The 25,411-nt window shown below is 35.9% G+C and carries 28 protein-coding genes and 1 riboswitch; of the genes, 7 read left to right on the top strand and 21 right to left on the bottom strand.

The genetic code is table 11. The features are described 5' to 3' along the window. Positions 1 to 10: 10 nt before the first annotated feature. The 12 genes from B1B04_RS04585 to B1B04_RS04535 all read right to left on the bottom strand — a co-directional run bounded on the left by B1B04_RS04585 (position 11) and on the right by B1B04_RS04535 (position 8,391). Positions 11 to 787 carry an ABC transporter ATP-binding protein gene (locus B1B04_RS04585; protein WP_079560137.1) on the bottom strand — a complete coding sequence of 259 codons (777 nt, stop codon included), beginning with the start codon at positions 785 to 787 and terminating at the stop codon, positions 11 to 13. Positions 788 to 798: 11 nt separating this feature from the next. Continuing rightward, positions 799 to 1,608 (bottom strand): ABC transporter permease subunit, encoded by an 810-nt coding sequence (locus B1B04_RS04580; RefSeq protein WP_240518195.1) that lies wholly within the window; start codon positions 1,606 to 1,608, stop codon positions 799 to 801. Beyond that, a complete protein-coding gene (gene nikB / locus B1B04_RS04575; protein ID WP_276207741.1) occupies positions 1,605 to 2,561 on the bottom strand; it encodes a nickel ABC transporter permease in 957 nt (318 codons plus the stop codon). Before nikB ends, B1B04_RS04580 begins: the two co-directional genes overlap by 4 nt. Before the next feature lie 75 nt (positions 2,562 to 2,636). After that, complete coding sequence (nikA, locus tag B1B04_RS04570; RefSeq protein WP_240518194.1) at positions 2,637 to 4,244, bottom strand: nickel ABC transporter substrate-binding protein; 1,608 nt, start codon at positions 4,242 to 4,244, stop codon at positions 2,637 to 2,639. A gap of 202 nt (positions 4,245 to 4,446) precedes the next feature. After that, a riboswitch (cobalamin riboswitch) is annotated at positions 4,447 to 4,641 on the bottom strand. Between the two features lie 143 nt (positions 4,642 to 4,784). Then, the gene (locus tag B1B04_RS04565; RefSeq protein WP_079560135.1) at positions 4,785 to 5,321 is read right to left on the bottom strand and encodes a DUF1572 family protein; all 537 of its coding nucleotides are present in this window, start codon (positions 5,319 to 5,321) and stop codon (positions 4,785 to 4,787) included. 172 nt (positions 5,322 to 5,493) lie between these two features. Continuing rightward, positions 5,494 to 6,393, bottom strand: coding sequence for a hypothetical protein (locus tag B1B04_RS04560; protein WP_079560134.1), 900 nt, complete (start codon positions 6,391 to 6,393; stop codon positions 5,494 to 5,496). Continuing rightward, entirely contained in the window at positions 6,386 to 6,571 is a 186-nt protein-coding gene (locus B1B04_RS26050; RefSeq protein ID WP_240518193.1) for an RNA polymerase sigma factor, read from the bottom strand. The genes B1B04_RS04560 and B1B04_RS26050 overlap by 8 nt, the downstream gene beginning before the upstream one ends. A 185-nt stretch (positions 6,572 to 6,756) precedes the next feature. After that, positions 6,757 to 6,903: an RNA polymerase sigma factor gene (locus B1B04_RS26045; protein WP_240518192.1), complete on the bottom strand. Its 147-nt coding sequence runs from the start codon at positions 6,901 to 6,903 to the stop codon at positions 6,757 to 6,759. Positions 6,904 to 7,008: 105 nt separating this feature from the next. Further along, entirely contained in the window at positions 7,009 to 7,617 is a 609-nt protein-coding gene (locus B1B04_RS04550) for an SCO family protein (RefSeq protein WP_079560133.1), read from the bottom strand. A gap of 104 nt (positions 7,618 to 7,721) precedes the next feature. Further along, positions 7,722 to 7,823, bottom strand: a complete 102-nt coding sequence (locus B1B04_RS04545) for a YvrJ family protein (protein WP_079560366.1) — start codon at positions 7,821 to 7,823, stop codon at positions 7,722 to 7,724. A 115-nt stretch (positions 7,824 to 7,938) separates the two neighbouring features. Beyond that, positions 7,939 to 8,163: a DUF2922 domain-containing protein gene (locus tag B1B04_RS04540; RefSeq protein WP_079560132.1), complete on the bottom strand. Its 225-nt coding sequence runs from the start codon at positions 8,161 to 8,163 to the stop codon at positions 7,939 to 7,941. Positions 8,164 to 8,175: 12 nt separating this feature from the next. Next, complete coding sequence (locus B1B04_RS04535; protein WP_079560131.1) at positions 8,176 to 8,391, bottom strand: DUF1659 domain-containing protein; 216 nt, start codon at positions 8,389 to 8,391, stop codon at positions 8,176 to 8,178. A gap of 121 nt (positions 8,392 to 8,512) precedes the next feature. Here B1B04_RS04535 and B1B04_RS04530 point away from each other — a divergent pair, with 121 nt between their 5' ends. Continuing rightward, entirely contained in the window at positions 8,513 to 8,941 is a 429-nt protein-coding gene (locus B1B04_RS04530) for a DUF2621 domain-containing protein (RefSeq protein WP_079560130.1), read from the top strand. A gap of 340 nt (positions 8,942 to 9,281) precedes the next feature. On the opposite strand, the gene B1B04_RS04520 is transcribed toward B1B04_RS04530, so the two are convergent. The 3 genes from B1B04_RS04520 to B1B04_RS04510 are packed head-to-tail and all read right to left on the bottom strand — an operon-like array spanning position 9,282 to position 10,933. Beyond that, positions 9,282 to 9,779 (bottom strand): CcdC family protein, encoded by a 498-nt coding sequence (locus tag B1B04_RS04520; protein WP_079560128.1) that lies wholly within the window; start codon positions 9,777 to 9,779, stop codon positions 9,282 to 9,284. A 22-nt stretch (positions 9,780 to 9,801) separates the two neighbouring features. Then, the gene (locus B1B04_RS04515) at positions 9,802 to 10,188 is read right to left on the bottom strand and encodes a response regulator (protein WP_079560127.1); all 387 of its coding nucleotides are present in this window, start codon (positions 10,186 to 10,188) and stop codon (positions 9,802 to 9,804) included. A gap of 34 nt (positions 10,189 to 10,222) precedes the next feature. Beyond that, entirely contained in the window at positions 10,223 to 10,933 is a 711-nt protein-coding gene (locus tag B1B04_RS04510; protein ID WP_079560126.1) for a cytochrome c biogenesis CcdA family protein, read from the bottom strand. A gap of 424 nt (positions 10,934 to 11,357) precedes the next feature. Between B1B04_RS04510 and B1B04_RS04505 the strand changes: the two genes are divergently transcribed. From B1B04_RS04505 to B1B04_RS04490, 4 genes are all read left to right on the top strand, one after another. Beyond that, entirely contained in the window at positions 11,358 to 12,086 is a 729-nt protein-coding gene (locus B1B04_RS04505) for a FadR/GntR family transcriptional regulator (protein ID WP_079560125.1), read from the top strand. A gap of 180 nt (positions 12,087 to 12,266) precedes the next feature. Then, positions 12,267 to 12,983 (top strand): (Fe-S)-binding protein, encoded by a 717-nt coding sequence (locus B1B04_RS04500; RefSeq protein WP_079560124.1) that lies wholly within the window; start codon positions 12,267 to 12,269, stop codon positions 12,981 to 12,983. 15 nt (positions 12,984 to 12,998) lie between these two features. Beyond that, complete coding sequence (locus tag B1B04_RS04495; protein WP_079560123.1) at positions 12,999 to 14,426, top strand: LutB/LldF family L-lactate oxidation iron-sulfur protein; 1,428 nt, start codon at positions 12,999 to 13,001, stop codon at positions 14,424 to 14,426. Next, positions 14,426 to 15,142, top strand: coding sequence for a LutC/YkgG family protein (locus B1B04_RS04490; protein WP_079560365.1), 717 nt, complete (start codon positions 14,426 to 14,428; stop codon positions 15,140 to 15,142). The genes B1B04_RS04495 and B1B04_RS04490 overlap by 1 nt, the downstream gene beginning before the upstream one ends. Positions 15,143 to 15,229: 87 nt before the next feature. Here the strand turns inward: B1B04_RS04490 and B1B04_RS04485 are convergent, their stop codons facing one another. Further along, a complete protein-coding gene (locus B1B04_RS04485) occupies positions 15,230 to 16,516 on the bottom strand; it encodes an MFS transporter (protein WP_079560122.1) in 1,287 nt (428 codons plus the stop codon). 149 nt (positions 16,517 to 16,665) lie between these two features. Between B1B04_RS04485 and B1B04_RS04480 the strand changes: the two genes are divergently transcribed. Further along, on the top strand, positions 16,666 to 17,916 hold the full coding sequence (locus tag B1B04_RS04480) for a helix-turn-helix domain-containing protein (RefSeq protein ID WP_079560121.1): 1,251 nt from the start codon (positions 16,666 to 16,668) through the stop codon (positions 17,914 to 17,916). Between the two features lie 43 nt (positions 17,917 to 17,959). Here the strand turns inward: B1B04_RS04480 and B1B04_RS04475 are convergent, their stop codons facing one another. Then, the gene (locus tag B1B04_RS04475) at positions 17,960 to 19,864 is read right to left on the bottom strand and encodes an endonuclease MutS2 (RefSeq protein WP_079560364.1); all 1,905 of its coding nucleotides are present in this window, start codon (positions 19,862 to 19,864) and stop codon (positions 17,960 to 17,962) included. Between the two features lie 787 nt (positions 19,865 to 20,651). Here B1B04_RS04475 and B1B04_RS25530 point away from each other — a divergent pair. Further along, positions 20,652 to 20,825, top strand: coding sequence for a hypothetical protein (locus B1B04_RS25530; protein ID WP_170938889.1), 174 nt, complete (start codon positions 20,652 to 20,654; stop codon positions 20,823 to 20,825). Between the two features lie 753 nt (positions 20,826 to 21,578). Here B1B04_RS25530 and B1B04_RS04470 read toward each other — a convergent pair. The 4 genes from B1B04_RS04470 to B1B04_RS04455 all read right to left on the bottom strand — a co-directional run bounded on the left by B1B04_RS04470 (position 21,579) and on the right by B1B04_RS04455 (position 25,280). After that, positions 21,579 to 21,866, bottom strand: a complete 288-nt coding sequence (locus B1B04_RS04470) for a hypothetical protein (RefSeq protein WP_079560120.1) — start codon at positions 21,864 to 21,866, stop codon at positions 21,579 to 21,581. Positions 21,867 to 22,352: 486 nt separating this feature from the next. Further along, a complete protein-coding gene (gene rarD, locus B1B04_RS04465) occupies positions 22,353 to 23,270 on the bottom strand; it encodes an EamA family transporter RarD (protein WP_079560119.1) in 918 nt (305 codons plus the stop codon). Positions 23,271 to 23,403: 133 nt separating this feature from the next. Continuing rightward, positions 23,404 to 23,937 carry a hypothetical protein gene (locus tag B1B04_RS04460; protein WP_240518191.1) on the bottom strand — a complete coding sequence of 178 codons (534 nt, stop codon included), beginning with the start codon at positions 23,935 to 23,937 and terminating at the stop codon, positions 23,404 to 23,406. A gap of 173 nt (positions 23,938 to 24,110) precedes the next feature. Next, positions 24,111 to 25,280, bottom strand: coding sequence for a toxic anion resistance protein (locus B1B04_RS04455; protein ID WP_079560117.1), 1,170 nt, complete (start codon positions 25,278 to 25,280; stop codon positions 24,111 to 24,113). Positions 25,281 to 25,411 lie beyond the last annotated feature (131 nt).

Raw genomic sequence — 25,411 nt, 5'->3', positions numbered from 1 at the left:
ACTACCTCCTCTAAAAATCGATTCTCGATTGTAAAAGTTTCTTTGTATACCAATGCTGTGGCGCGTCAAAAAAATCAAAGACATTCGCCTGCTCGATAAGTTCTCCCTTATACATAACAGCAACTTCATCAGCAAGTTCAGCAATAACACCAAGATCATGTGTGACGATAATAATCGCTGCATCGGTGTCATTTCGAATTTGATTGAACAATGATAATATTTTCTTTTGATTGACTGTATCAAGAGCTGTTGTAGGCTCATCGGCTATATATAATTTAGGTTGCATCGCAAACGAAAGAGCAATCATTACACGTTGTAACATCCCTCCACTTAATTGGAAAGGATAATATTGCAAAAGTTTTTCCGGATTAGGTAAATTTACTTTATTCATAGAGGAAATAGCTATCTGTCTTATTTCTTTTTTATGTAAGACGTAATGTGCTTTTAATGTTTCCCTAAAATGCATTTCTATTGTTTGAATACTATCAAAAGCTGCCAAAGGATTTTGTGTAATCATCGACATGTGCCTTCCTCGGTAATCTCGCAATCTTTCTTTTGTTACAGATGTTAAATCAATATCTTGATATAAAATTTGACCCGTCGATTTTGCTTCAGCTGGAATAGATTGCATAATTGCTTGACATAACATCGACTTACCACTACCACTTTCACCGATAATACCTAATATGCGTCCTTTATTTGCAGTTAAATTAATAGAAGATAGGATTTCCTGTTCTCCTATTTGTACATTTAAATCTTTGACTTGTAATAAGATTTTTCTTTCCATAACTATTCCTTTCAATGATTAACTTGCTTGTTATGACGAGATATGAGGTTAAATAATAGAACTACAATGATTATTGCTACACCTGGATAAAGCATAAGTTCAGGATGTTGTCGAATATACTGTTTACCTTCACTTATCATCATTCCCCACTCAGGAGTAGGAGCTTGAACACCTAATCCAATAAATGAGAAGCCAGCAATTTCTAGAATGACTTTTCCTAAATCTAAAGAAATAATAGTCAGCATCGGTGCCATAATATTTGGCACGAAATGGCGTTGGATTAGCTTAACTCCTGAGGTTCCACTAATTTTAGCAGCTTTTATAAATTCTTTTGCGTGAACGCTTATAAATAAGCCTCTTAAAATTCTTGAATAATAAATAGTTTGAGTAAAAATAAGTGCCAATAATAGATTTCTTAAGCTTGGACCCAAAATACCTATAAGTCCAAAAGCAAGAACAAGCGTAGGGAAAGCTAATAAAATATCACAGATTCGAATAAATAAAAAATCAATTATCCCCCTTTTAAAAGCCACTATTGCCCCTATCCAAATAGCGAAAAAGGTTGCTACTAATTGAATAAATAAAGCTGATCCCAAAGAATAGCGAATGCCTAACAGTATACGTGAAAGTATACATCGCCCTAAATGATCTGTGCCGAGAGGATATGCCCATGATGGTTCTAAAAACTTTTTAGAGACGTCTACCAAAAAAGGATCATGCGGCATGATAAACGGCGCAAAAAGCCCCAATATCCCAATAAATGTGAGAAGTGTTATACTAGTCAGTTGTTTACCATTTAAATTTTTGTGTAATATAATCACTCTACTCTCCCCCCCTCTCCATTTAGCCGAGGGTCAAGAACTCGATGCAATATATCAGTACATAAATTAGCAAAAACATAGATGATAGCAATTATTAGAACATAACATTGCACAACAGGATAATCCCTATTAATAATTGATTCTATTAAGTAGCGACCTAACCCTGGCCAGCTAAATACTTGCTCTACAATAACTGCCCCGCCTAATAAATTTCCAAGTGTCATGCCAAGCATCGTCGTCAACGGTATAGCTGCATTTTTGAAGACATGTCGACTGAGAATAACAGTTTTTTTTAAACCTCTTAAATATGCATACTGAACATAATATTTTTGTAATTCTTCTATGACACTTGTACGAATTGCTTGAACAAACAATCCAGTAGTTGGTAATGCCAAAGCCACGGCTGGTAAAATCATATGTAAAATAGTCCCTTTACCATTTGTCGGGAAAATGCCTAGCTTCAAACTGAATAAGTATAAAAGAAAAAAGCCTAACCAAAAAGTTGGGATGGATACACTGATAATAGATAATAAGCCAACTATCTTATCAAATACGGAATTTTTATAAAGAGCACTTATAATACCTAGAGGAATACTAAAGCAAATAATACATACAAATGCAGCTAGGGCTAATTCAAAAGTTGCCGGTAGTTTCTCTAATATTTCTTGAGCAACGGGTAATTTACTCACAAATGATGTACCAAAATCGAAGTACAACACACCTTTTAGCCATATAAAATATTGAATAGACAAAGGTTGATCAGTGCCTAATTCCGATCGTAGCGCCTGTATTGCTTCTGCTGTCGGGGCGACTCCTGACAGTCTAAGTATGACCTCCGCTGGATCTACTGGAACAAAACGAATAAATAAAAAGGTCATTATCGAAACCCCTAGCAAAACAAATGGTAATGTAATCACTCGTTTTAGACAAAAAAGCCAAGTTGATTCGTACATTTCTTTCATCACTTCCCAAGTCTTCATAGTGCAAAAAGAGAGGAGCCATAGTAGACCCACTCTCTTCTCATTCTCTTACTTTAAATCCATTTGAGCATAAGGAATATCGTATTCAGATGCACTAGGATTAAAATCTTTCATATGTTTATGGTAAATAACGTTATTCGTTTCATATGAAATTGGATAAAATAATGCTTGGTCATGGAACATTGTTAAAATATCTTTATACAATTGCACACGTTCCGCTTCATTTGTACCAATTAATAGTTGATGTATTTTGCCATCAATTTGTGCTGCGTTATCTAGGCCTAATTTCGCTTCATAAACGCCATTTGCATTCGGTGTTGCTGATTCATTTGCGAAGCTGTGTGGGTCTGTTGGTGGACCATTTGTGCGCCAGAAATTAATATCTACTTGATTATCCATTAATTTTTGGAGCCCTACCATTACATCAGCACCTTCAAGGTTTAATTGGACGCCTATTTTTGCTAATTCCCCTTGCATTAACTCTGCCATTGGTTTTTGGATAGCATCTGTTGCAATATAGATTAAATCTAATTGAAGAGGTTGCCCATTTTTGGAACGGATTTTATCACCACTTTTTAATGTCCAACCTGCTTCATCTAATAACTGCTCGGCTTTTTCTGGATTAAATAGTATTGGTTTTAAATCAATATTGGCATATGGAATAGCGTCCCAAAACAGTGTATTGGCAACTTTTTCTGTTCCATGAGTAATACTTTCAACCATTTGTTCTTTATTAACAGCGTGTTGAATAGCCTGACGTACTTTTAATTCTGCTAAAGGACCAGATTGAGTATTAAAAAGTAATGCACGTGTAGATAAAGGTTCAGATACTGCCGTTTTGTATTGATCGCTATCTTTTAAGAAAGTGTAGTTATCTAAGCTAATAATGCCTCGACCATAAATTAAGTCTAATTCTTCGTTTTCAAATGCTAGTGAAATAGATTCTGAATCAGGTATAATTTTCACTTTTACTTTGTCTACTAGTGGCTTTTCACCCCAATAATGTTCGTTGCGGCTAAAGAGTGCATATTGATCTTTTTTATATTCGGTTAATACCCATGGACCTGTTCCAACCGGAGCATTAATACCTTTATTAGTTGTATCTCCTTCAGGGAATCCGTTATCCCCTAAGAAGCGGAATGGTCGCACAAAAGCCAGTTCATTTAATACAGGGTAATAGGGCGCATCTAATTGTAGACGAATTGTATAGTCATCTTCTTTCACAACATCTACAATATGATTCACCATCCCCATCCAGGAGTGTGTATCACGATCTGCTAAAACTGCTTTAAAATTTCGAATAACATTATCAGCATTAAAGGCTGTCCCATCTGAGTATTTTACATCTTGTCTAAGATGAAATATGTACGCTGTTTTATCGTCAGAAATTTCCCAGCTCTCCGCTAATTTTGGCGATATTGTTCCGTCATCGTTATACTCTACCAATGATTCATACACCATTGCTTGTGCAGTCATTTGGTTTGGTAAATAGGTATGCGGATTTAAAGGCCCTATATCTAGCGGCCAGCCAACTGTTATCATTTTTTCTTCGTTAGAAGTTTTACTTCCATTACCTTCACTCGAGCTTGAACAGCCTGCTAAAATGGTTAACATCAGTATTAGAATGAAAGGTAATAATTTTTTAAAAAATATCATTATGATTGCTCCTGTCTTTTCTTAGGTGTTAGAAAATTGATATCTGTATGTTTGTCCACCATACTACTAACTTGAAACTCAAAGTAATCGTCATGACTATGATTAGAAAAATGCATAAAAAAATCCTTATTCCACGTGAATAAGGATAGAAAAACTCATTATTAAAAGCCTTCCATCCATCTCCCTATCTTTCGTAGATCTACAATGAATCTTACTACAAGCAGGCATTCTGGCTTATGAATCTTCATTTCACTTCACCTTCCCAAGTACTTACTCAGTGGTATTTGAAGCAAAACTCCTCATTTACAGCTGCGGGACAGCATGGGATTTACACCCATTTTCCTTTAAATTAAGTGAAAAAGTTTTTTTCACTCAAACTTGTAATGAACCATATTAAATTTAGTATTAAACATAACACGCTGCAAAGACACACGTCAATTTTATTTTCTGAATATAATAAAGTTTTGAGATTTTTAAACATAGTTATAAATATTTATTCCACAAAAAAAGCCATCACACACTAGTGAGATGGCTACACTTCTATCGTTGATGTTTTTTTAACATTGATTCTGTAAAAGCCTGAGATTGTCCCTTTGGAATACTTATTGTTTGCCACTCAGAACCCTTTATTTGCTTAGCGATGTAAACGATTTGACCGACATGTTGAGAGTAATGAGACATTTGTCTTTCGATCGCATCTATCACAGAATGCCGTTCTCCCCTTATCGTTACAAATCCTTGTAAATCAGCTTCCGTTAAACCTTGTAACGCATCTAAAAATACTTGCCAGCCCTTTTCCCATACGTTCATAACCTCTTCTTTTGTCTGAAGGCTATCCGTAAACTCATCATCTCGATTTCTCGTTGCTTTCTCACCATCTGTCGTTAAAAAGTCCGTCCATCTCGATATCATATTTCCACTAATATGTTTTACAATCACTGCAATACTGTTTGAATCTTCATTATACGCCCAGTGCAATTGGGCATCTTCTAGTTGGTCGAGTGTTTTATCGCCTAGCTCCTTGACACTTCTAAATCTTTTTTGAACAACATTTATATACGTTTGCGCTACCGTCATTGTTGAACCCCCCGTCCCTTTTCCACTATTTTAATATAAACAGAATACGATGTGCTATTTTGGTAACTAATTGTTGTCAAAAATAAACCTATATTCACAGGGTGTTCTTTATCACCACTGATTGTTAGCCTTCACCAATCGAGCTTTTACAGGCAGCTTATCTTCCACCTAACTACTTTGCATTCGCTGAATTTATGTGGGGGATAAATTCCCTTGCAATAGCAACCATTTTTTCTTGTGCTTCTTGTTGATCACCATTTAATTGATAACCTATTTGATATACATAGCCATTATAATACGTATAAAACTCATTGGCTCTTGTACTAATTTGATAAATGCGCTTGCCTGCCGCATCATAATAATAGTATGAATACGCGAAACCTTTATCTGGTGTCATCGCTCGAAAATATAAAGGATTCATGAAACTCAAACCTACATTCTTGATTTCCCCTGAAAAGTCCTGACTATCCTTAAATTTATAGTTTACTAAAGGATTATGATCCACATTTGTTACCGTAAAATTAATATATTGACGATCCACTCCAGTAAGAGACTTTTCTTTATAAGTAAATTGAAATAGCTTTTGCAAGCTACCGTCTCGCATCTCTGATGTTACCGCATAGACCTCCTGTATATTTGATTTAAACGGAAGATTTTTAGGGTCTATTAGATGGACAGCATCCCCCATAGTAGTCGCTACTGCTTGCATTGCCTCGAAGCCTTGAAGCGGTTCATAAAATTTTATATTTTCGCGGTGATGTAATTCATCTGCTATTTGAAGATACTGACTGAACGTTGTCTCTGTTCCTTCAACTTCTATTTGAAATAAATCGGTGAATGATTGTTTTTCTTCTTCATGAAGTATTTCTGTCGTTAAATGGTCAAATGGTTTCGAAGCTTGCCATGCAATAAATAGTAAGATAGAGCATGTCATCATGACGGCTAATGCACGATACGGCCAAAGTTGCTTTGATGGATACGGCTCTTGCTGAATTTGTTGTTGAACCTTTTGAATGATTGCTTCTTTATGTGCTGAGACATCCTTCAATACATGCATTGTATGCTTATCCATGGAAAAGTACCTCCCATTCAATATCATGAAGATCAATTTTTAATAATTCCTTCCCTTTTTTCAAACGTGATTTAACTGTACCTTCAGGGATTTCGAGTAGCTTAGCGATTTCTTTTATCGTCATACCCTCTAAATAAAAATACACAATGGGTTCTCGTAGCTTTAACGGTAATTTCAAAATGGCTTCATCAAAATCGTTTGTTCATCCTGTTGAATAAGCGTATCTTGTAGAACGGATTTTTGCTTAGAAAAAAGCTTGTGTTGAACTGAAATTTTCCGATATGCCCAGCTCTTTAAATAATCCTTACATTTATTAATGGTCATGCGTGCTAAGTACGCCCTCATCTCTTCTCTTTCTTCATACTACTTTTGATGATGATAAAATTTAATAAACACATCTTGAACAATATCCTCAGCTATTTGTAGATCTTTCGTATAGTAGTATGCGATACGAAATAAATGCTCTGTATGTAGTTCCATTAGTTGCTCTAAATATTCTGTATCAGACAAAATCTTTCCCTCCTTCTACACTATAAACGAGGCTACAAGTATAAAAGATTAAATTTAAACAAAAAAACCGTCTCTTCATTAATTGAGACGGTTTCCTTCGAGCCTTTATAAATTTTCATCAATATATGTTTCTATATCTGATACAATCGTGTCAATAGGGACATCCTCTGGATTCTCTGCAAACCCTGAATACATTTTTACGATTACGCCATCTTTATCAACTAAGAAAAATTGATTCCCATGGACGACTTGATCGCTGTTAGGATCATTTCTGACGATTATTTTTGTTGATTTTACAGCGAACTGCTCGATATACTTTTGTGAATAACCAGTAAGTAGATTCCATTTTGATTGATCTGGAACATTATATTTTTTCAAATAATCAGCTAATACTTCTGGTTTATCAACGTCAGGATCAACTGAAAACGCAACAATATTATAATCTTCCACACCTTTTTTCTTCAGCTTCTCTTGAACTTGCGTCATATTAAAAGACATTGGTGGACAAATTGAAGTACAATTCGTGAAAATATACATACCTATCCACGGTTTTCCTTTTAAACTCTCTAAGGAAACTTTTTCTCCGCGTTGATTGACATGTTCAAAATCTGGTAATTCCAAACTATAATCTGCTTTAAACTTTGAATTTCCACACGCACTCAGCACAGTTGCTAATGCAAAAAGTAAAACAAGCCCAATTATTTTATTTCTCATCTTTAACACGCTCCCCACTTACACTATCCTCATCCTATCGTACGATGTAACTATTGACAAGGACACTCAAGTGACAGCTTTCGTACATCTTTGTGAAATCGATTTCACTTTAACGAAACAAGTGCATCATGAATGGCATCTAATTTCACTTCTACTCGGTGCAGTAAATAAAACGACACTAAAATAGGAAAACCGATATCCGATATCCGATATCATGTTTAACCATTGTTCCATGTTAGTCCCTCCTTCGCTGCTAGATGAATAAGACTACTATTGCTGAAAATGGTCCTTGCAGTACATGCTGCAAAGACCATTTCTTGGTTATTCGATTTCTAAATCAAATTCTGTTACTTGACGATCAACGATACGAGCCCCAGTCATTGTAACTAGAGCGCCAGCTTGTCCTTCAAAAACATCTTTAGCGATGATCGTTTGCATGACCTTTTGAATTTCTTCCGCTGTTACCTTTGGCTTCGGTGCATCAATCGCAAATGTTGCCGTTTTCCCTGCTGCTGTTTCAAATTGCAGCTCTAAAACTTGTGTCATAGCGTTCCCTCCTTAGGATAATTCTGTTGTTTCTTGTTTTACAATGCTGTCTAGTGCGTGTGAAGATAGACTTGCAATGGCCTTTGCGACAGCTACTAAATCGTCTGCCATATGCGTGCTGTTCAAATTGCGGTACGTTTTTGTTGTGAACATAGGCTCGTTTTGGACATCGTGTCCAGCGACATACTTTAAACGCAGTGTAGCACCTACGAAATTGACATTTGCCATGGAGGTCACCCCCTTTCTTACACAATATATACAGACTTATTGCTAAAAAAGGGACATTTAGGATGAATTTTTTTATGTAAGCTTTTATAATAGAGTGAGAGAAGGCAAAGAGGTGAACGATTTGTTAAGTGGTTGGTTTTTATGGTTTATCTTATTTTGGGTAGTTGTACTTATTTCCCTTATGGCGATTGGCGGATTTTTCATGTTCCGCAAATTTTTAAAGGCATTACCGAAGCAGGACGGTAAATCTGATTTAGATTGGCAAGAGTATTATTTAGATAAAACGATTCATTTATGGGGACAACCTGAGAAAGATCTTCTATATGAACTTGTAAGCCCTGTACCTGAGCTATTTAGACAAGTAGCAAAGGAAAAAATTGCAGGAAAAATTGGAGAACTTGCAATAGAAGAAAAGGCATCCGCTATTAACCATGATTTAATTATACGTGGCTATATTCAAGCAACGCCTAAGCGCGACCATAAATTTTTACGTAAGAAATTAGATGAAATGCAGATTGACATTTCTCCATATGAACATCTATTTGAATGAAGGTACGCTGCACAGAAACGTTGTGCAGCGTTTTTCTGCCCTTAGATAAGAATTACCATATATTCTTTTTTATAAGTTTTTCTTGGAGTCTATCCGTTGCCTTGGCTCTTCTTTCTGTCGCTTTCGCCTTTCATTCCATCGCTTGGATGACTTCTTCCGTCACTTCGGCATTTCTTTCCGTCGTTCTGTTTTCTATCCATCACTTTGATGATTCTATCCACAGCTTTCACCTTTCTATCCATATCTTTGACGATTCTGTCCGTCGCTAGATCTACTCTATCCATCAGCAAAAATGCATAAAAAAACTACACTAGATAAAATCTCTAGTGTAGTTCTTCCATTAATAATTCTTCAGCGGAATTGTTTTTTTGATTTTTATAAACTGAATAAGCATTGCGATTCGCCAAGGAAGTAACATCGCGAACGCTAGAATCCAAAACATTCCTGCTAATTCACCAATGTCAATGGAGTTACTTAATATTACTTTTGCAACTACCCGGAACACTAACAGTCCTATCAGTATAAAAACGAATGCTTTTGAACGTTTTAAATAAATATCTTGGCCTTTTACTTCAAATTTAGAAGTAGCAATTAAGATTGTCGAGAATACCATGCCGACTGCTGCCGCTTCAAGAATTTGCATGGGTGGCACTCGAAATTGTTCGAATAAAAACATTAACGCACCTGTAGACATCGCTATAGGTGGAATGATAATTTTCTTCTCATTTGTCGGTTTCTTAGACGCCCGCATACGTATAACCATGACAAAGGTACCCATAAAAATGGCCATTATGGTCGAACCTATTACATAATAGTGAGAAGGGATATTGCTAAACATAAAAAATCCTCCTCTAATGTCATTAACAATTTTGTCCAAGTAATTGATCAACTACAGCTTTTAATCTTTCTGGCTCGAAAGGCTTTGTCATAAAATCCTTTGCTCCACTTTCAATTGCTTCCACAATTAACTTTTGTTGCCCTAAAGCTGTAATCATAATTATTTTTGCATCTGGAAATTCAGGGATGATTTCTTTTACCGCTGCAATACCTGTCATAACGGGCATTGTTACATCCATCGTTACAAGATCTGGTTGTAACTCACGATACATAGCCACAGCTTCCTTACCATTTGCTGCCTTACCGACTACCTCATAACCCCATTCAGTAAACATATTACTTATTGCAACACGCATAAAGAGCGTATCATCCACTACTAAAACTGTAGGCACATGTTCATCTCCCTCCACGTTAAGGTATGGTATGCCACTTTAGTTTAGCAGATTAGAAGCCTGTAAATCCACCGAAAATAGGCTCTAAAATGCGTGTTATATACGTTAATCCATCAAAGAATAACACGATACCAACGGCAATCATAATATAGCCACCGATTTTCACAATTTTTTGGCTGTGTGTACGAATCCAAGTCATACGTGCTATAAAGAAAGATAACAAGAAGAACGGAATCGCAAAGCCTAAGAAATAAGCTAACATATAGCTAAAACCTGAACTTGGATTTGCACTAGCTAATGCAATAATCGATGCTAAAATTGGGCCAGTACACGGCGTCCAACCAGCCGCAAAGGCTATTCCGATAAATACTGATCCCAAATAACCTGATGGGCGGTTTTTAAATTGGAATTTTCGATCCTTCATTAAAAAGTCAATTTGTAGTAATCCCACAATCATTAAACCAAATACTACGATTAAGATGGCACCAACCTGACGTAATAATGTTTGATAATTAAGGAAGAACTCTGCCGCTAACGATGCCCCTAGTCCAATCATAATAAAGATAATTGAAAATCCTAGTAAAAAGAAGAGGGTGTGCAAAATAGCACGTTTTTGCATCATACCTCGTTCAGCTTTTAGCTCATCTAATGTCATCCCCGTTATGTATGATAAAAATGCGGGATATAACGGTAGAGTACATGGTGAAATAAAGCTTAAAAAACCTGCACCTAAAGCTAAAAATAAGTTAATATCAGTTTCCATATTTTCTCACTCGCTCCTTACAGTTACTGCCTCCATCGTACCAAAAAAAACTGTAAATTGCGCCCTTCCTGTTTGTGAACGTTTCATGGCAAAAAGGTGTTGAAAAAATGAAGTTCTATGAAGTTCTATTATACTAGTATATAAATTTATTATTCAAACTTATTACATCAACGTGATGTAGTTCATATACTTTTGCATTATGCGCTCCCCTTATATTATCTGTCAACAAAATTTATCATTTTTCCGCATTCCAAGTTATAACATTCTACGCCTATTCAAAAGGCACTAGTACAATGCTTTCATGCAGGTGCACAGCTTTATTGTAGACTGTACAAAGTCTATACTGTTAAATAGTGAGAAAATTTCTTTTCTTCATGTATAATAAACAATAGAACCATTGATAGAGATAAATGAGGTGTAGTCCTTGGAATTAAGAAAAATTAAACCGAAAAAAATATATGAGGAAGTATCCGAAATCCTCTATGAAAAAATTAGAGGTGGCGAACTAAAGCCTGGTGACCGACTTGATTCAGTAGAACAACTCGCAGAACAATTACAAGTAAGTAGATCTGCCATCCGAGAAGCTCTTTCCGCTTTAAAAGCAATGGGGCTTATTGAAATTAAACAAGGCTCAGGTACTTTTGTTAAAAGTAATCAATCCAATCAGCTCGATTTCCCCTTATCAACTGCCATTTTAACAAATAAGCAAGATATCTCACATTTGTTAGAAGTACGCAAAATTATTGAAGTGGGCACAGCGGCTAGCGCAGCCATTCATCGAACAGACGAAGACCTACAGTCAATGATGCAAATTTTAGATGAAATGAAACATGCACAAGGTAATGGGGAGCTAGGTGAAAAAGCAGATTTTCAATTTCACGCGGCCATTTCTGCAGCATCCCAAAATCCCCTACTTGCAACTTTATTAGACCAAGTTTCAGGTTTAATGATTGAAACGATGAAAGAGACACGACGAATTTGGTTGTATTCAAAAAAAATAACAAGTGAAAAGTTATATGATGAACATATGCAAATTTTCCTCGCAATAAAACAGCAAAATGAAGAACTTGCAAAACATGCTATGGCTTCACATTTAAGTAATGTGGAAGAAGTCTTATTGCAATATTTCGAAACAACAGAAACTAAAAAATAACCGAAGCTGCCTAGTTTTTATAATAGGCAGTTCTTTATTTTTTAGAAAATTTAAATTAAACACCTTTCATTCATCTGAAAAGTTGTAGTATTATAAACACAACACATTTACTCGTTAAGTCATCAGATGACCTGTTGATTAGTAGTCGAGGGGTAAGAGAGACATAAAGGAGCGATTAATATGAAAGTTACACTTTTTGCAACTTGTTTAGTTGATATGTTTCAAGGTGATGTAGGAAAAGCTGTTGTCGAAGTTCTTGAAAGGCTTGGCTGTGATCTAGACTTCCCTGAAAATCAAATTTGCTGTGGACAGCCAGCCTATAATAGTGGCTATGTAAAAGAATCTAAAAATGCCATGAGAAAAATGATCACAGCATTTGAACATGCCGAATACGTCGTCTCCCCTTCTGGTTCTTGTGCTTATATGTTTAAGGAATATCCAGAAGTGTTTAAGGGAGATCCTGTTTGGGAGCCTAAAGCGCAAGCATTGGCAAATAAAACATATGAATTTACAGAGTTTATAGTAGATGTATTAAAGGTCGAGGATGTAGGCGCACATTTAGAGGGCAAGGCTACTTATCATACTTCCTGTCATATGACACGTCTACTGGGTGTTACAGAAGCACCGTTTAAATTATTAAATCAAGTCAAAGGTTTACGGTATGTCGAACTCCCAGGTAAAGATCGATGCTGTGGATTTGGCGGTACATTTTCAGTAAAAATGGGCAATATTTCGGGAGCAATGGTCAATGAGAAAGTACGGAATGTTGAAGAAACAGAGGCAGACATTTTAATCGGAGCTGATGCTGGCTGTTTAATCAATATTGGTGGCCGAATTAATCGACAAGGTAAGCCTATTAAAGTTATGCATATTGCGGAAGTATTAAATTGCCGCTAAGAGGGGGTAAAAGAAATGTCCATGAAAACAAGTGATGACCGCTTTAATCATCGAGTATCGAAAGAATTAGAAAATACTTTTATGCGCGGAGCAGTGTCAAGTGCACAGGAACGCTTTCAAACACGTCGGCTAAAACAAGCTGATGAGCTCGGACATTGGGAGGAATGGCGTTCTCACGGAGAAGAAATTCGTAAGCATGTACTTGCGAATTTAGATTACTACTTGTATCAGCTAAGTGAAAATGTCTCAAAAAGAGGTGGACATGTTTACTTTGCGCAAACAGCAAAAGAAGCGACGGACTATATTCAAAGTATTGCTAAAAAGAACAAGGCTGCTAAGATTGTGAAATCAAAATCTATGGTGACGGAGGAAATTGATTTAAATGCAGCTTTAGAAGAGCTCGGGTGTGAAGTCATTGAAACAGATCTTGGAGAATACATTTTGCAAGTAGATGATCACGAGCCACCCTCTCACATCGTTGCCCCAGCTTTGCATAAAAATAAGGAACAGATTCGTGATATTTTCAAAGAAAAACAAGGCTATGCGAAAAGTGAAAAGCCTGAGGAAATAGCTTTATATGTACGTGAAAAATTAAGGAATGAATATTTAACAGCAGATATAGGCATTACAGGCTGTAACTTTGCTATTGCAGAGAGCGGATCGATTACACTCGTGACGAATGAAGGGAATGCAGATTTAGTGACAGCCTTGCCCAAAACGCAAATTACAGTAATGGGGATGGAGAGAATTGTTCCTACATTTGAAGAGATGGAAGTGCTAGTAAGCTTATTAACAAGAAGTGCAGTTGGGCAAAAGTTAACAAGCTATATTACAACATTAACAGGGATCAAAGACGAGGGTGATACAGATGGACCAGAGGAATTCCATTTAGTCATCGTCGATAATGGGCGTTCTAATATTTTAGGCAGTGAGTTCCAGCCTATTTTACAATGTATTCGTTGTGCAGCCTGTGTGAATGCTTGTCCTGTTTATCGTCATGTTGGTGGGCATTCTTATGGTTCTATCTACTCTGGGCCAGTAGGTGTCGTTCTTTCGCCATTATTAGGTGGCTATGAAGATTTTAAAGAGTTACCATATGCATCTACATTATGTGGCGCCTGCACGGATGCTTGTCCTGTTAAAATACCGTTACATCAGCTTATTCATAGACATCGTCAAGTAATTGTTGAAAACGAGGGTAAAGCTCCTGTATCAGAAAAGCTATTAATGAAGGCCTTTGGTTTAGGTGCTTCTTCCCCTACCTTATATAAAATGGCGACAAAAATGGCTTCACCAGCAATGGCTCCTTTTACTAAAGATCAAAAAATCTCAAATGGTCCAGGCCCACTGAAAGCATGGACGGAAGCAAGAGATTTTCCAGCACCAAATAAAGATAATTTCCGTGACTGGTTTAAACACCGCCAAAAAGGAGGCGATGAATGATGGCAGGTACTATTGAAAATAGAGATGTATTTTTATCTAAAATTGCAAAACAGCTTGGGCGTGTGCCAAAAACAGAAATGGAGCGACCGACATGGCAATATCAACCTCAAGATCGTGTCCTAAAAGAAGCGACAAAAGATGAGTTAGTAGAGGTTTTAGTTGAACAATGCAAAAATATTCATACGGATATTGTCCTTACAAATACAGCTAATCTTCCTGCAGACTTACAAAAAGTAATTGAAAATTATGGAGGTCAATCTGTAATAACATGGAAAGACAAACGTTTTAAGCGCTTTGGCCTATCATCACTAATGACCGAGCAATGGCCTCAAGCAAATATTCAGCTGTACGAATGGGATTCGAAGCAGCCAGAGGAAAATATTCGACAGGCTGAAAAAGCTAATATTGGCATTACGATTAGTGAAATAACATTAGCAGAATCAGGGACTGCTGTACTTTTTAGTAGTAAGGATAAAGGAAGATCCGTCAGTTTTTTACCCGAGAACTCTATTATTTTAATTCCGAAAAGTACCATCGTTCCACGGATGACCCAAGCAGCCCGCCTAATTAGCGAAAAAGTCAGAACTGGCGAGCAAATTGCCTCCTGTATCAACTTTATAACAGGACCAAGTAATTCGGCAGATATCGAAATGATTCTTATTGTTGGTGTACATGGACCCATGAAAGCTACTTATATTGTGATTGAGGATCAGTAAATCTTGTTGAATGAAACTAAACCAGGCATACTTCACATTGTGAAGAGATGCCTGGTTTTATTCTAATGCTATATGCAAAGCGATACATTAATTTGTTACACTCTCAGTTACTCCTTTTTGTTCATAAAACTCTGGATGTGCTTCTTTTAAGACAGATGCTCGTAGCATAACTAGTGCTATCATAACGATAATAGCACTTGTGACAAGTAAAATAACCGTTGCCGGGAATGTATCATACAAGATACCGTAAACAACCATACCGATCGGCATCATTGACATTGCCATTGTTTCCATCAAACCCAATACACGTCCGCGGTATTCCTCTGAAATTAGCTTTTGCATATAAACCATAATCGGCATGTTAATCCCCATCTCAAAAATAGCGAAAATAAAGTAAATTACAATATAAAAGATAACCATCGTTAAATACGATAAATTCGTTATTAATGGGACAACCGCCAACCCTAAACTGCTAGCCAACAGTATTAAGCTGAATTTAGAAAAACGTAGTGGGGCCTTTACCTCTGCACGTGTTGCGAAATAGACGGAAGCAATAAGCATACCAACTGCGCCTGAAGCTTGTATAAAACCAAAATGATTTGCTTTTACTTTTAATAATTCAATAATAATGTAAGTCCCCCCTACAACGATGGCTGAGAAAAATAAATTAATCCATAACGAAACCCACATAATGGTTTTAACAACTCTTTGTTGCTTTATATAATGAAAACCACTAGAAAGCCCAGCCCACAACTTTTCCTTCTCTTCCGTTTTTCCCCTTGTACTATACAGAGTAAAATTCATTGTGGCTTCTAAGCAAAACGTAATCACATAGGCCACCATATGTACAAGTAAAAATGCTTCCATGGAGAAAAATCCATACATCACTCCACCGATTACTGGTCCTCCAATTGCTGCGATGGACACTGACATTTGATTAAATGACATTGCTTTTTGTAGGCGTTCTGGATCTACTAGTGTTGCGATTGAGGAAGAAAATGTTACACCCGAAAAGGCAGAGCATATTGTATTAAAAACTGTTGCAATATAAATAGCATACACCGACAAACCGACCATTTCTGTATAAAGTAGTAACCCAACAACGGTCAAAATTGTACCTGCTTGCGCTACTAAAATTGTGCGTTTCTTTGAATAATTATCAGCTACATAACCAGCCAAAGGCGCGACCAATGCACGAGGTAAAATGGAACAGATCATCGTTGTCGCAAAACTCATCGCTGACCCTGTCAGTGCCAAAATATATAAACCTATCCCAAATGATAAAACATGAGACCCTAACTGCGAGATCATTTTGCTAGCTGTAAATGTCCATAAATGATACGTCGCCTTTTTATACTTTTGCGCTTCATTCATCTAAAATCCCTCCATATTTTTAATTATGTTAAAAAGTTTAATTTGATTAAACAAAATATAACACACCTCCCCCTTTTCAAGCAAGTAAAAGTTTAATATAATTAAACAAAATGATATTACTCACTTTTAATGAAAAAGGAGGCAAGGCAGTGAACTCTTTAGGCACACGAATTCGCAAATTAAGGAAAGAACAAAAATTAACATTAGAGGCACTTGCCGGTGATCGTCTAACAAAGGGCATGTTAAGCCAAATTGAAAATGATAAGGCCAAGCCTTCGATGGAAAGTCTTGATTATATAGCGGAACGTTTAGGCGTCAAAGCAAGTGAATTGCTTGAACAAGTAAACCCCTCTTCCATACGTCATCTTTTAGAGCAGGTAGAAATTTTATTTGCTGAATTAAAACTTGATAATACAGATAATGCGAAGCAAATCGTAGAAATGATTAAGCCTTATATAGAAGATCTTTCGCTTAGTTATGAGGCTGGGCGTTTACTGTATATATATGCAGCAGCACAACATCATACGAGATTAACGACATGGGTATCACCGCTTCAACAGGCACGCATGATGTTTAAAGAAATTAATTTACTAAGCCATTGGTTTGAAACTTATATATTAGAGTTGGGCATATTATCGGAAGAAAGAAACTACAAAATGGCTTATTCTTGTATTTTGCAGGCGAAAGAAGAGGCTGAACAGGAAAATTACCAATTAGATTCGCGAGATACTGTGAAAATGGCTTATTATATTAGCGTTTTTCAGTTAGCAATTGGTGAATATGAGGAAGGTAAACTGCTCATTTATAAGACCATTACCGATGCACATAAAAATCAATTTTACTCTTATATAGATGATATGTATCGTATTGGGGCGTTTTGTGCCATGATTGACCATGATTTCGAGCAAGTAGAGCATATGTTGAAGAAGCTTGAGCAGTATCGGATTTTTGCCGAACAAGTGAGTGTGGATGCTTTGATTTTCGTATTAAGAGCGCATTATTGTAACAATTACAAGCACGATTATCAGCAAGCACTAGAGGAAATAGAGCGTTTTGGTACACTTTTGAATGATAGCTCGGTTATTTTCGACAAAAACTTATACTATTCAGAAAAAGGTAAATCCTTGTATTTGCTAGGTCAATATGAAGAAGCTAAGGAAGCATTTGAACATTTCACAAACGTTCCCCCATTCATCTTACATCCATTTGACATATTAGGCTTAAATGAGTGTTTTTCCTATAAGGCGCTTTGCTATGCACATTTCGGTGAATTAACAACTGCCTACGAAATCGCCAAAATGGCCTATACGGATTCTCAAGATTTAATCGACCTACCTTATAAACAAAAAATTGAAGAAACTTATTTTTCAATTAAAGCACAAATAAATTCGGTTCAATAAATATTTAGGGATTGCACTTTGACATATGTGCAATCCCTATTTTTTAGCTCAATTTATTATTTCTAATTTCCTTCTGTATCTTGCGAAGGGCTTTTTTCGAACCGCGTTCTATATCATGCTGAAGCTTTCGATCTTTATAGTCCACAAACAATGTCTCTAAATCATATCCTTCTGGGTATAATTCTGTTGCTGGTAGCTCTAATGCCAAGCGTTTAACATTTACCTTTATGAATTCTCCCCCATAGAACACGACAACATTAAAGAAATTATCCATTTCTTCATAAACGATTCCAACGTCATCATGATCTAACAGCTTTACTCGATCTCCTTTTTCAAATTCATACTTTACTGTTGTTCTCACATTTTCAATTTTCGGCTTCCGTATTTTACTATCACTTACTCGTTTTAAATGATAATCCTTACTGTCAATATAGCCTTTAGCCCTTTGTAATACTGTTTCACGTATATTCATTTTCTTTGAAATCCATAGAGCATTACTCTCTCCAGATGTTCCGATCATTAATTTGTATAATGGTTCTAATGTTTCACTATTAAAACGCATAGCCGCATTCATAAAATCACTATGCATTTCAGAGAAACGCTTAATTTCTCCATAATGCGTTGTCGCCACTGTAATACAGCCCATATGATAGAACTCCTCCAAGATGGAAATGGCCAGCGCTGCTCCTTCATTTGGTTCCGTACCGCTCCCTATTTCATCAAACAGCAAAAGAGTATTATTATTGGATGCCCTCATAATATCCGAAAGGTTTTTCATATGGGATGAAAACGTACTAAGTGCATTTTCAATACTTTGATTATCACCAATGTCTACAAAAACATGATCGAATATAGCTATTTCAGTTCCTTTATCCGCAACAATATGGAAGCCTGACATTGTAGCCAATGTTAACAAGCCAATGGTTTTTAGGACAACTGTTTTTCCGCCAGCATTCGGCCCTGTAATGATTAGGCTACGATAGTCTTTACCAATTTCGAAATGAAGTGGCACCGCCTCACCTGTTAACAGTGGATGCTTACAATTGATGAGCTTTATATAGCCAACATCGTTTAAGCTTGGCTCTACGCCTCCAATATGCTTGCTAAACTTGGCTTTAGCAAACACCATATCATATTGGCTAATTAACTCCATGTTAATGTTGATTTCACGGATATTTTCCATCAGGAGCCCCGATAATGTCGCCAAAATCTGATATTCCTCCACCGCTTCCTCTGCCTTCAAAGTGGCCAATTCCACATTTAATTTAGCGACAGCACTTGGCTCCATAAAGACCGTAGCACCTTTTGATGAAATCTCTACTACCGTCCCTTGCACATGATTTTTGTAAGAAGCCTTAATAGGAATCGTGTATCGATCATCCTTCTTACTTATAAAAAATTCCTGGATATATGTTTTATTTGCACTACTATTCAAAAATTTTGTTAAACGGTCTTTAATTTTTTCCTCTGTTGTTTCGATATGATTTCGGATACGCTTCAATTCTCTGCTAGCAGCTGAATCAACACGATTTGCTTTAATCGCAAAATTAATTTCCTCTTCCACACTTTTAAATTCAGACATCGAATTAGCATAGGATGCAAGTACGGGTGCAAAAAACTCCTTTTCCAGCATAAATTTTTTAATTTTTCTACAGCCTCTTAAAAAGTCTGAGATGCTAACTAATTCACTTGGGTCTAGAATGATCCCCTTTTCAAGTTTTTGAATGGTATTGTCAATATTGGATACCCCTAAAAATGGGACATGACCTTCCGCATCTAAAATTGCTCGTGCCTCAGTCGTTTCATTCAAACGATTTTTAACAACTGTCAAATTTGGGCTTGGCGTTAATTTATCTAATAACTGTTTACCTAATCCACTGACACAGTATGATTTAACGATATCCTTCAATTCATTGTATTGTAACTTCTCAAAAGTAGTATGATTCATTGTTACTGTCTCCTCACTATGATTTTCTAGAATCATTCATGAAGACACCTACTCATTAGATAGCAATGATGTTTATCAATTTGCCTCGGCATAATTGCGTCCGGAATCGGCTTTGTGCTTAGGCCTGACGAGGGCCGACACGATGTCGGTCATTTCGGTAATGCCACAGGACGTGGCGTTTTTACCGATGCAGGTCAGTTAGCCGTTATCGCATGGATGCGATGATTTTAGGCTAACATCCTAACTGAACTCCTCATCGATTCTGTGACATCCCCCGGAGGCTTCAACTTCTTTCAGCGGGTGTTTGGACACCCACTGAAAGAAGTTAAAAAAGACAAAAAAAGCTGCGGGAGAACCCACAGCTTTACCATTACAAGGCATGTGTAAAAAGCATCATGAAAAGACCTCATCAAAGTGAAGCACATTCAGACCATTACACGCTTTATAAAGTATTGTAGGTATCTTCATAGATATCGAAATAAATCCACGACTAAATAAAGGGTGATATACTGACATAAATCCCCTGGTGTCATTAAATTTATTTCTTTAAGTTGTTCCTATTTAGAACCTACCGCACTCATCAAAAGCACCTCTCATTAATTATCATTGTTATCTAATTTGTCATCATCTTACTATATGCTGGTAAAAAAGTAAAGGTACTTATGTTTGACACGATTTTAAACTTGAGAAAAACTAAAAAACCGAGTTAATTTACAATACGTGTAGAATACTTTGCTATAATCAACCCAAGATATATAATTATGGTTCATCGAAAGGAGGGATAATAATGAAACAAGTAGCTCTCCATCAATTGCACACAGAACATAATAAACGAATAGCAGAATTTCATAAAAACCATGAAATTGAAATTCAACGTGGTGAAAATGGGAACGGTTTGTTAGCTAAATGGGAAAGATTTTTTTATAACAATGTAATTTCCCCTCTGAAAAATGTGAAATAATACCACCTATTAAATGAATTGTCATCCTTGTACGGTTCATTTTTGTTTCGCATTTTAAGTCAAATACGCATTAATCTTTATTCTTATTCAACTAAATTGTTCCATCATTTAAATAAAAATAAACCACTGTATCCAACTAAAAAGCATCTTTAATGATGCTTTTTTATCTTTTCTTAATGCTTCAACTGTGAAATAGTTAGATTTTTTATACAAGCTAAATAAGGATTTGCTCTACGATTTTCAAATGCTAAGTTCTTATGTAACTCAAGCCAACGATACCAATAGTAGGTAACTATCCAAATAATACGTACCAACATCTTGAAATCGTTCCATTGTTGCAGATCACAAAATATAAAAAGAAAGACGCATACATACGTTAGACTGAAGTAAACTATATTATAAAAACACAGATGATTTTGTGCTTTATTAAGTTTTATTTGACTCTTCAAATGGAGTTGGATAATTACAGGACAAGGTAGGAATTAAAAAAAAGAAGGAGAGATACGATGTTCGATCAAGTTGCGTATTTTATTTTTCAAGCCCTGCTAATTCTAACGGTTTTGGTTGTTGTGATTGGAATCCCTCTTGGGGATACACTGTTAAGAAAAAAATAAGACTGCATCCAAATGGATGCAGTTTTTTGCTTTTTCATTTTGCTTCGTTTCTATAAAAGATTTAGGGATTGGTGAAAAATAGGGACCATATTGAAGTAAAGACCTGTTATTTTAATGATTTGAACATTAAAGAAACACTCTAAAAATATAATTTCTTTTTAACACATAATGGAGGATTCGTGATTAATTTAGCTTTCGCTATTCCTTGCTTAAATCTTACATTGTTTAACCATTCAACAAGTGCATTTGCATCATAATTAGGGTGAATTCTTTCCCCATTTTCTAAAGCCCAATATTTTGTATTCTTTTCTTCGTCAAAAACCCAATTTAGAAAGTCCTCCTGAATATTGTTCATCTTCCTACCTACTTTTGTTGAACAAGAAATGTATTGAATAAAATCGTCACCAAAATCAATTTTTATAATCATAAAACTTTAACTCCTTAAAATCGTCTTGAAATTAACTATTATAGCATTCCTTATTAAACTCTTCTGCCCCGTTAATGTTTAATAGCAACAAAACAGCAATTTCAAAAAGAAAAACAGTCCCAAGAAGGAAGCTCCTTTAGGACCGTTTTCCTGTTATTATCTCATTTCACTAAATTTAAGCGATAGGCAAGGTACTTTTGCCATTTCTTAACGTGTTTAGTTTGCCAATAATCATAATCATTACTTTTTAAAATTGATTGTTATAGTGGTGAAAAAAGCCATTCATCAGGGTCTGTTCGACCTTTCTTCATTGTTAGTAACCTCAATTAATAGTTTCTATACGTGTGAAATGCTAGGATACTAGCCCATTTCTAAAGAAACATTGAAAAGGCAAAAAGCTCTTTGCCTCCCCCTCACATTGCAGGGACTTTTCTAAAAACACAAAAAAGTAGTACAAACCAAAGACATGGTTTGTACTACTTACATTCATGTATTTATTTTTGCAGATTTATGATGAGCCCTTCTCGTTTCAATAATTTTCGATCCTGAAAACAGTAGTAACGCTGCCCAAATAATGCTAAATGCTAATAGCTCAATTTGACTAAATGGCTCCTTATAAAGCACAATCCCTAACACTAACACTATTGTTGGCGATACGTATTGAATAAAGCCTAATAAATAGAGTGGAATATTTTGTGCACCTTTCGCAAATAAAATTAACGGTATTGCTGTCACGATACCACTTAAAATCATGAGCGTGTCTGTCTTCACATCTACATGTAAAAATGAGGCTTGATTCGTTGTAAAAAGGTAAATATAGTACCCTAATGCAAACGGCAAAATAAATAACGTTTCAATGGCTAGACCTCTTGTCGCGTCAAGCTTAATTTTCTTTTTCAGAACACCGTAAATAGCGAAGGATAAAGCAATAAGAAGTGCTACCCATGGAATTGATCCATAATTAATCGTTAAAATAATGACAGCAATAAAAGCAATTCCTGTAGCCGCCCATTGCGCACGAGTAAGTGCTTCTTTAAAGAATACAACCCCAAAAATCACTGATAGTAATGGGTTAATATAATAGCCTAAGCTCGTTTCAATTAAGTGATTATGCGTAACTGCCCATATATATAAAAACCAGTTCATCGAGATAACTAATGAAGCCCCAACAAGCTGCCAAAAATGCTTTTGATGTGACCACAAATATTTTAAGTCTGCGAGAAGTTCCTTGCGCATTCCTAATACTATTACTGCTAGTACTGTAAAGACAAAGGACCAAATGACGCGCGATAATAAAATTTCCATACTCTGCACATGCTCAAGTAATTTCCAATAAAGCGGAAATGCACCCCAAAGAGCATAAGCTAAAAATGCCGCCATAACCCCTTTTTTCTCATTTGACATTGCCTCTAACTCTCCTACTCCATATGAATCTATAAGACTTTGCGTAATATTACCATTTAAAGAATAGATTTATTATAGGACTTTGAGTGGAAACTGTAAATGCCCATATTTTAATAAATTGTCATGAATATTGTTACTTTTTCATTTCAGATTCAAGCTCAGAAATATATTTGCGCACCGTACTATAACTAATATCAGGGTTAATTTGACGTTTAATGCGAATATGAATCTCTTTAATACCGACACCTTGCTCTCGCATATCGCGAATCATACATTTTAAAGGACCTGACAAGGATTCCTTTGACAGAGCAGTATATTTACTTAATTCAATTAGTAGCTCTGTATTTTGTCGGCGAATCTCCTTGAGCTCTTCTACGACGCAATTATATTCTGTTAACTTTCTTTGTAAGACGGCGTTTTGCTTCTTTATTTTTTGCATGTCTTCCACAAGCTCTAAGTTTTGTTTCTTTAAAATTTTCCTCTCTTGCTCTAGGATTTTGTGCTTTTCATCTAAATCTTTATGCAAGGCATTGAACAGTTCTTCTATATGGGTTAATTCATGGTAGCGACTTTTTAATACGAGCATTAGTTTTTCTGTCGTATTAATCGCAAGTGCTCCATCATTTAAAGACTCACAGGATAATAAAATTGGATTCATTTTGCTCATCATCTTTTTCTCCATGATTGATTGTTTTATATAATCGAATTTCAGTGTGTAGCATCTTTCCGCTTCCTTCTCTCTGATAATCATTCTCATTTACCTTATCATAATGAGGAATTCCAATTTTGTCAAAAAATAAAAAAACTTCTTGCAAAATAAGATTGCAAGAAGCTTCACATTTACATTTTTTTCAGTTTTTCATATTCTAGTTGTAAACGTTCAATACGTTTACGGCCTTCCTCACGATTTCTTGCTGTTTCTGCTTGAATTTGCTTCGTTTCTTGAATACCAGACATAATTGTTTGCCATGTTGTTTCAATTGTTTCGATTTTAATGCTCGGGCTACCAGCCGCACGTGCGATATTAACGCTATTTTTACTAATATTTTCTGCATTTTTGACAAGCATTTCATTAGTACGACGGTCTAATTCACTCATTGAATCAGAAATTAGTTTTTGGCGCTTTAACGTTACCGCATGAATAAGCCCTTGCTTGAATATTGGAATTGTCGTCACAAATGCAGAGTTAATTTTAGCAATTAAATGGTTATTACCTTGCTGCATTAATCGAATTTGTGGAGCAGACTGGAATGATACTTGTTGTGCCATTTCTAAATCATAACGACGTTGTTCTAGTAAATCAACGGCACGTACCATCGTTTCATATTCCATTGCTGCTAATTGATCGCCAGTTTGTGCTTTTTGTTCAAGTGCTGGTAATGATGAACGCACTTCATCCGTTTTCACTTCAATTGCTGCTATAAATTTACTAAGCGTTTGGAAATAGTTTAAGTTTTGATCATATAAGTTCTCAAGATCGATAGTATTTCGCTTCATTTCACCTTCGTATTTTTGAACCTCACGGAAAATAACGTCAACTTCTTTATTCATGCTGTCATATTTGGATAGAAACTTTTCTAATTGTTCCTTACCTTTACTGAACAGTTTCGTAAGGAAGCCACCTTTTTGTTCTTCCGCAAAATCTTGAGGATCAAATTTATCCATAATTCTATTTAAATTATTTAATAATACACTTGATTCCTCAAGTTTACTTGTTTTCATCGTTGCTAGCATTTTATCTGAAAAGGTAGAAATACCATTCGCTGTTTCTTTTCCAAGTTCTAGCATAGCAATTTGATCTTTCACATCAATTTTTTGTGCTAATGCATGAACCTCAGGATCTTGCTTGAGCGCAAGTTGATTTTGAGCAATTTGTGATAGCTCTTGCTCGGAAACAAGCACTGGTTTTTGTGCTGGCTCCGCCTGTAATAATGGATTAGGTTGTAATAATGGATTTTCTGATGCGAATGGATCCTTTGATTTCATTAGGTCGTTGTCAAATTCAGACATAAAGTTTTACCCCCTGCGATTTATCTCTTTTACTTACATACGATTCCAAGCTGAAAAAGTTTCATTTTAGTCAAGCATCTGCAAAATAAGAGTCACTAAATGTAGGTAACCCTCGAGATACTCTAGTTGAC

It is taken from the genome of Lysinibacillus sp. KCTC 33748 (assembly GCF_002237755.1).
Classification (GTDB): domain Bacteria; phylum Bacillota; class Bacilli; order Bacillales_A; family Planococcaceae; genus Lysinibacillus.
This window is presented reverse-complemented; position numbering and strand designations above follow the sequence as displayed.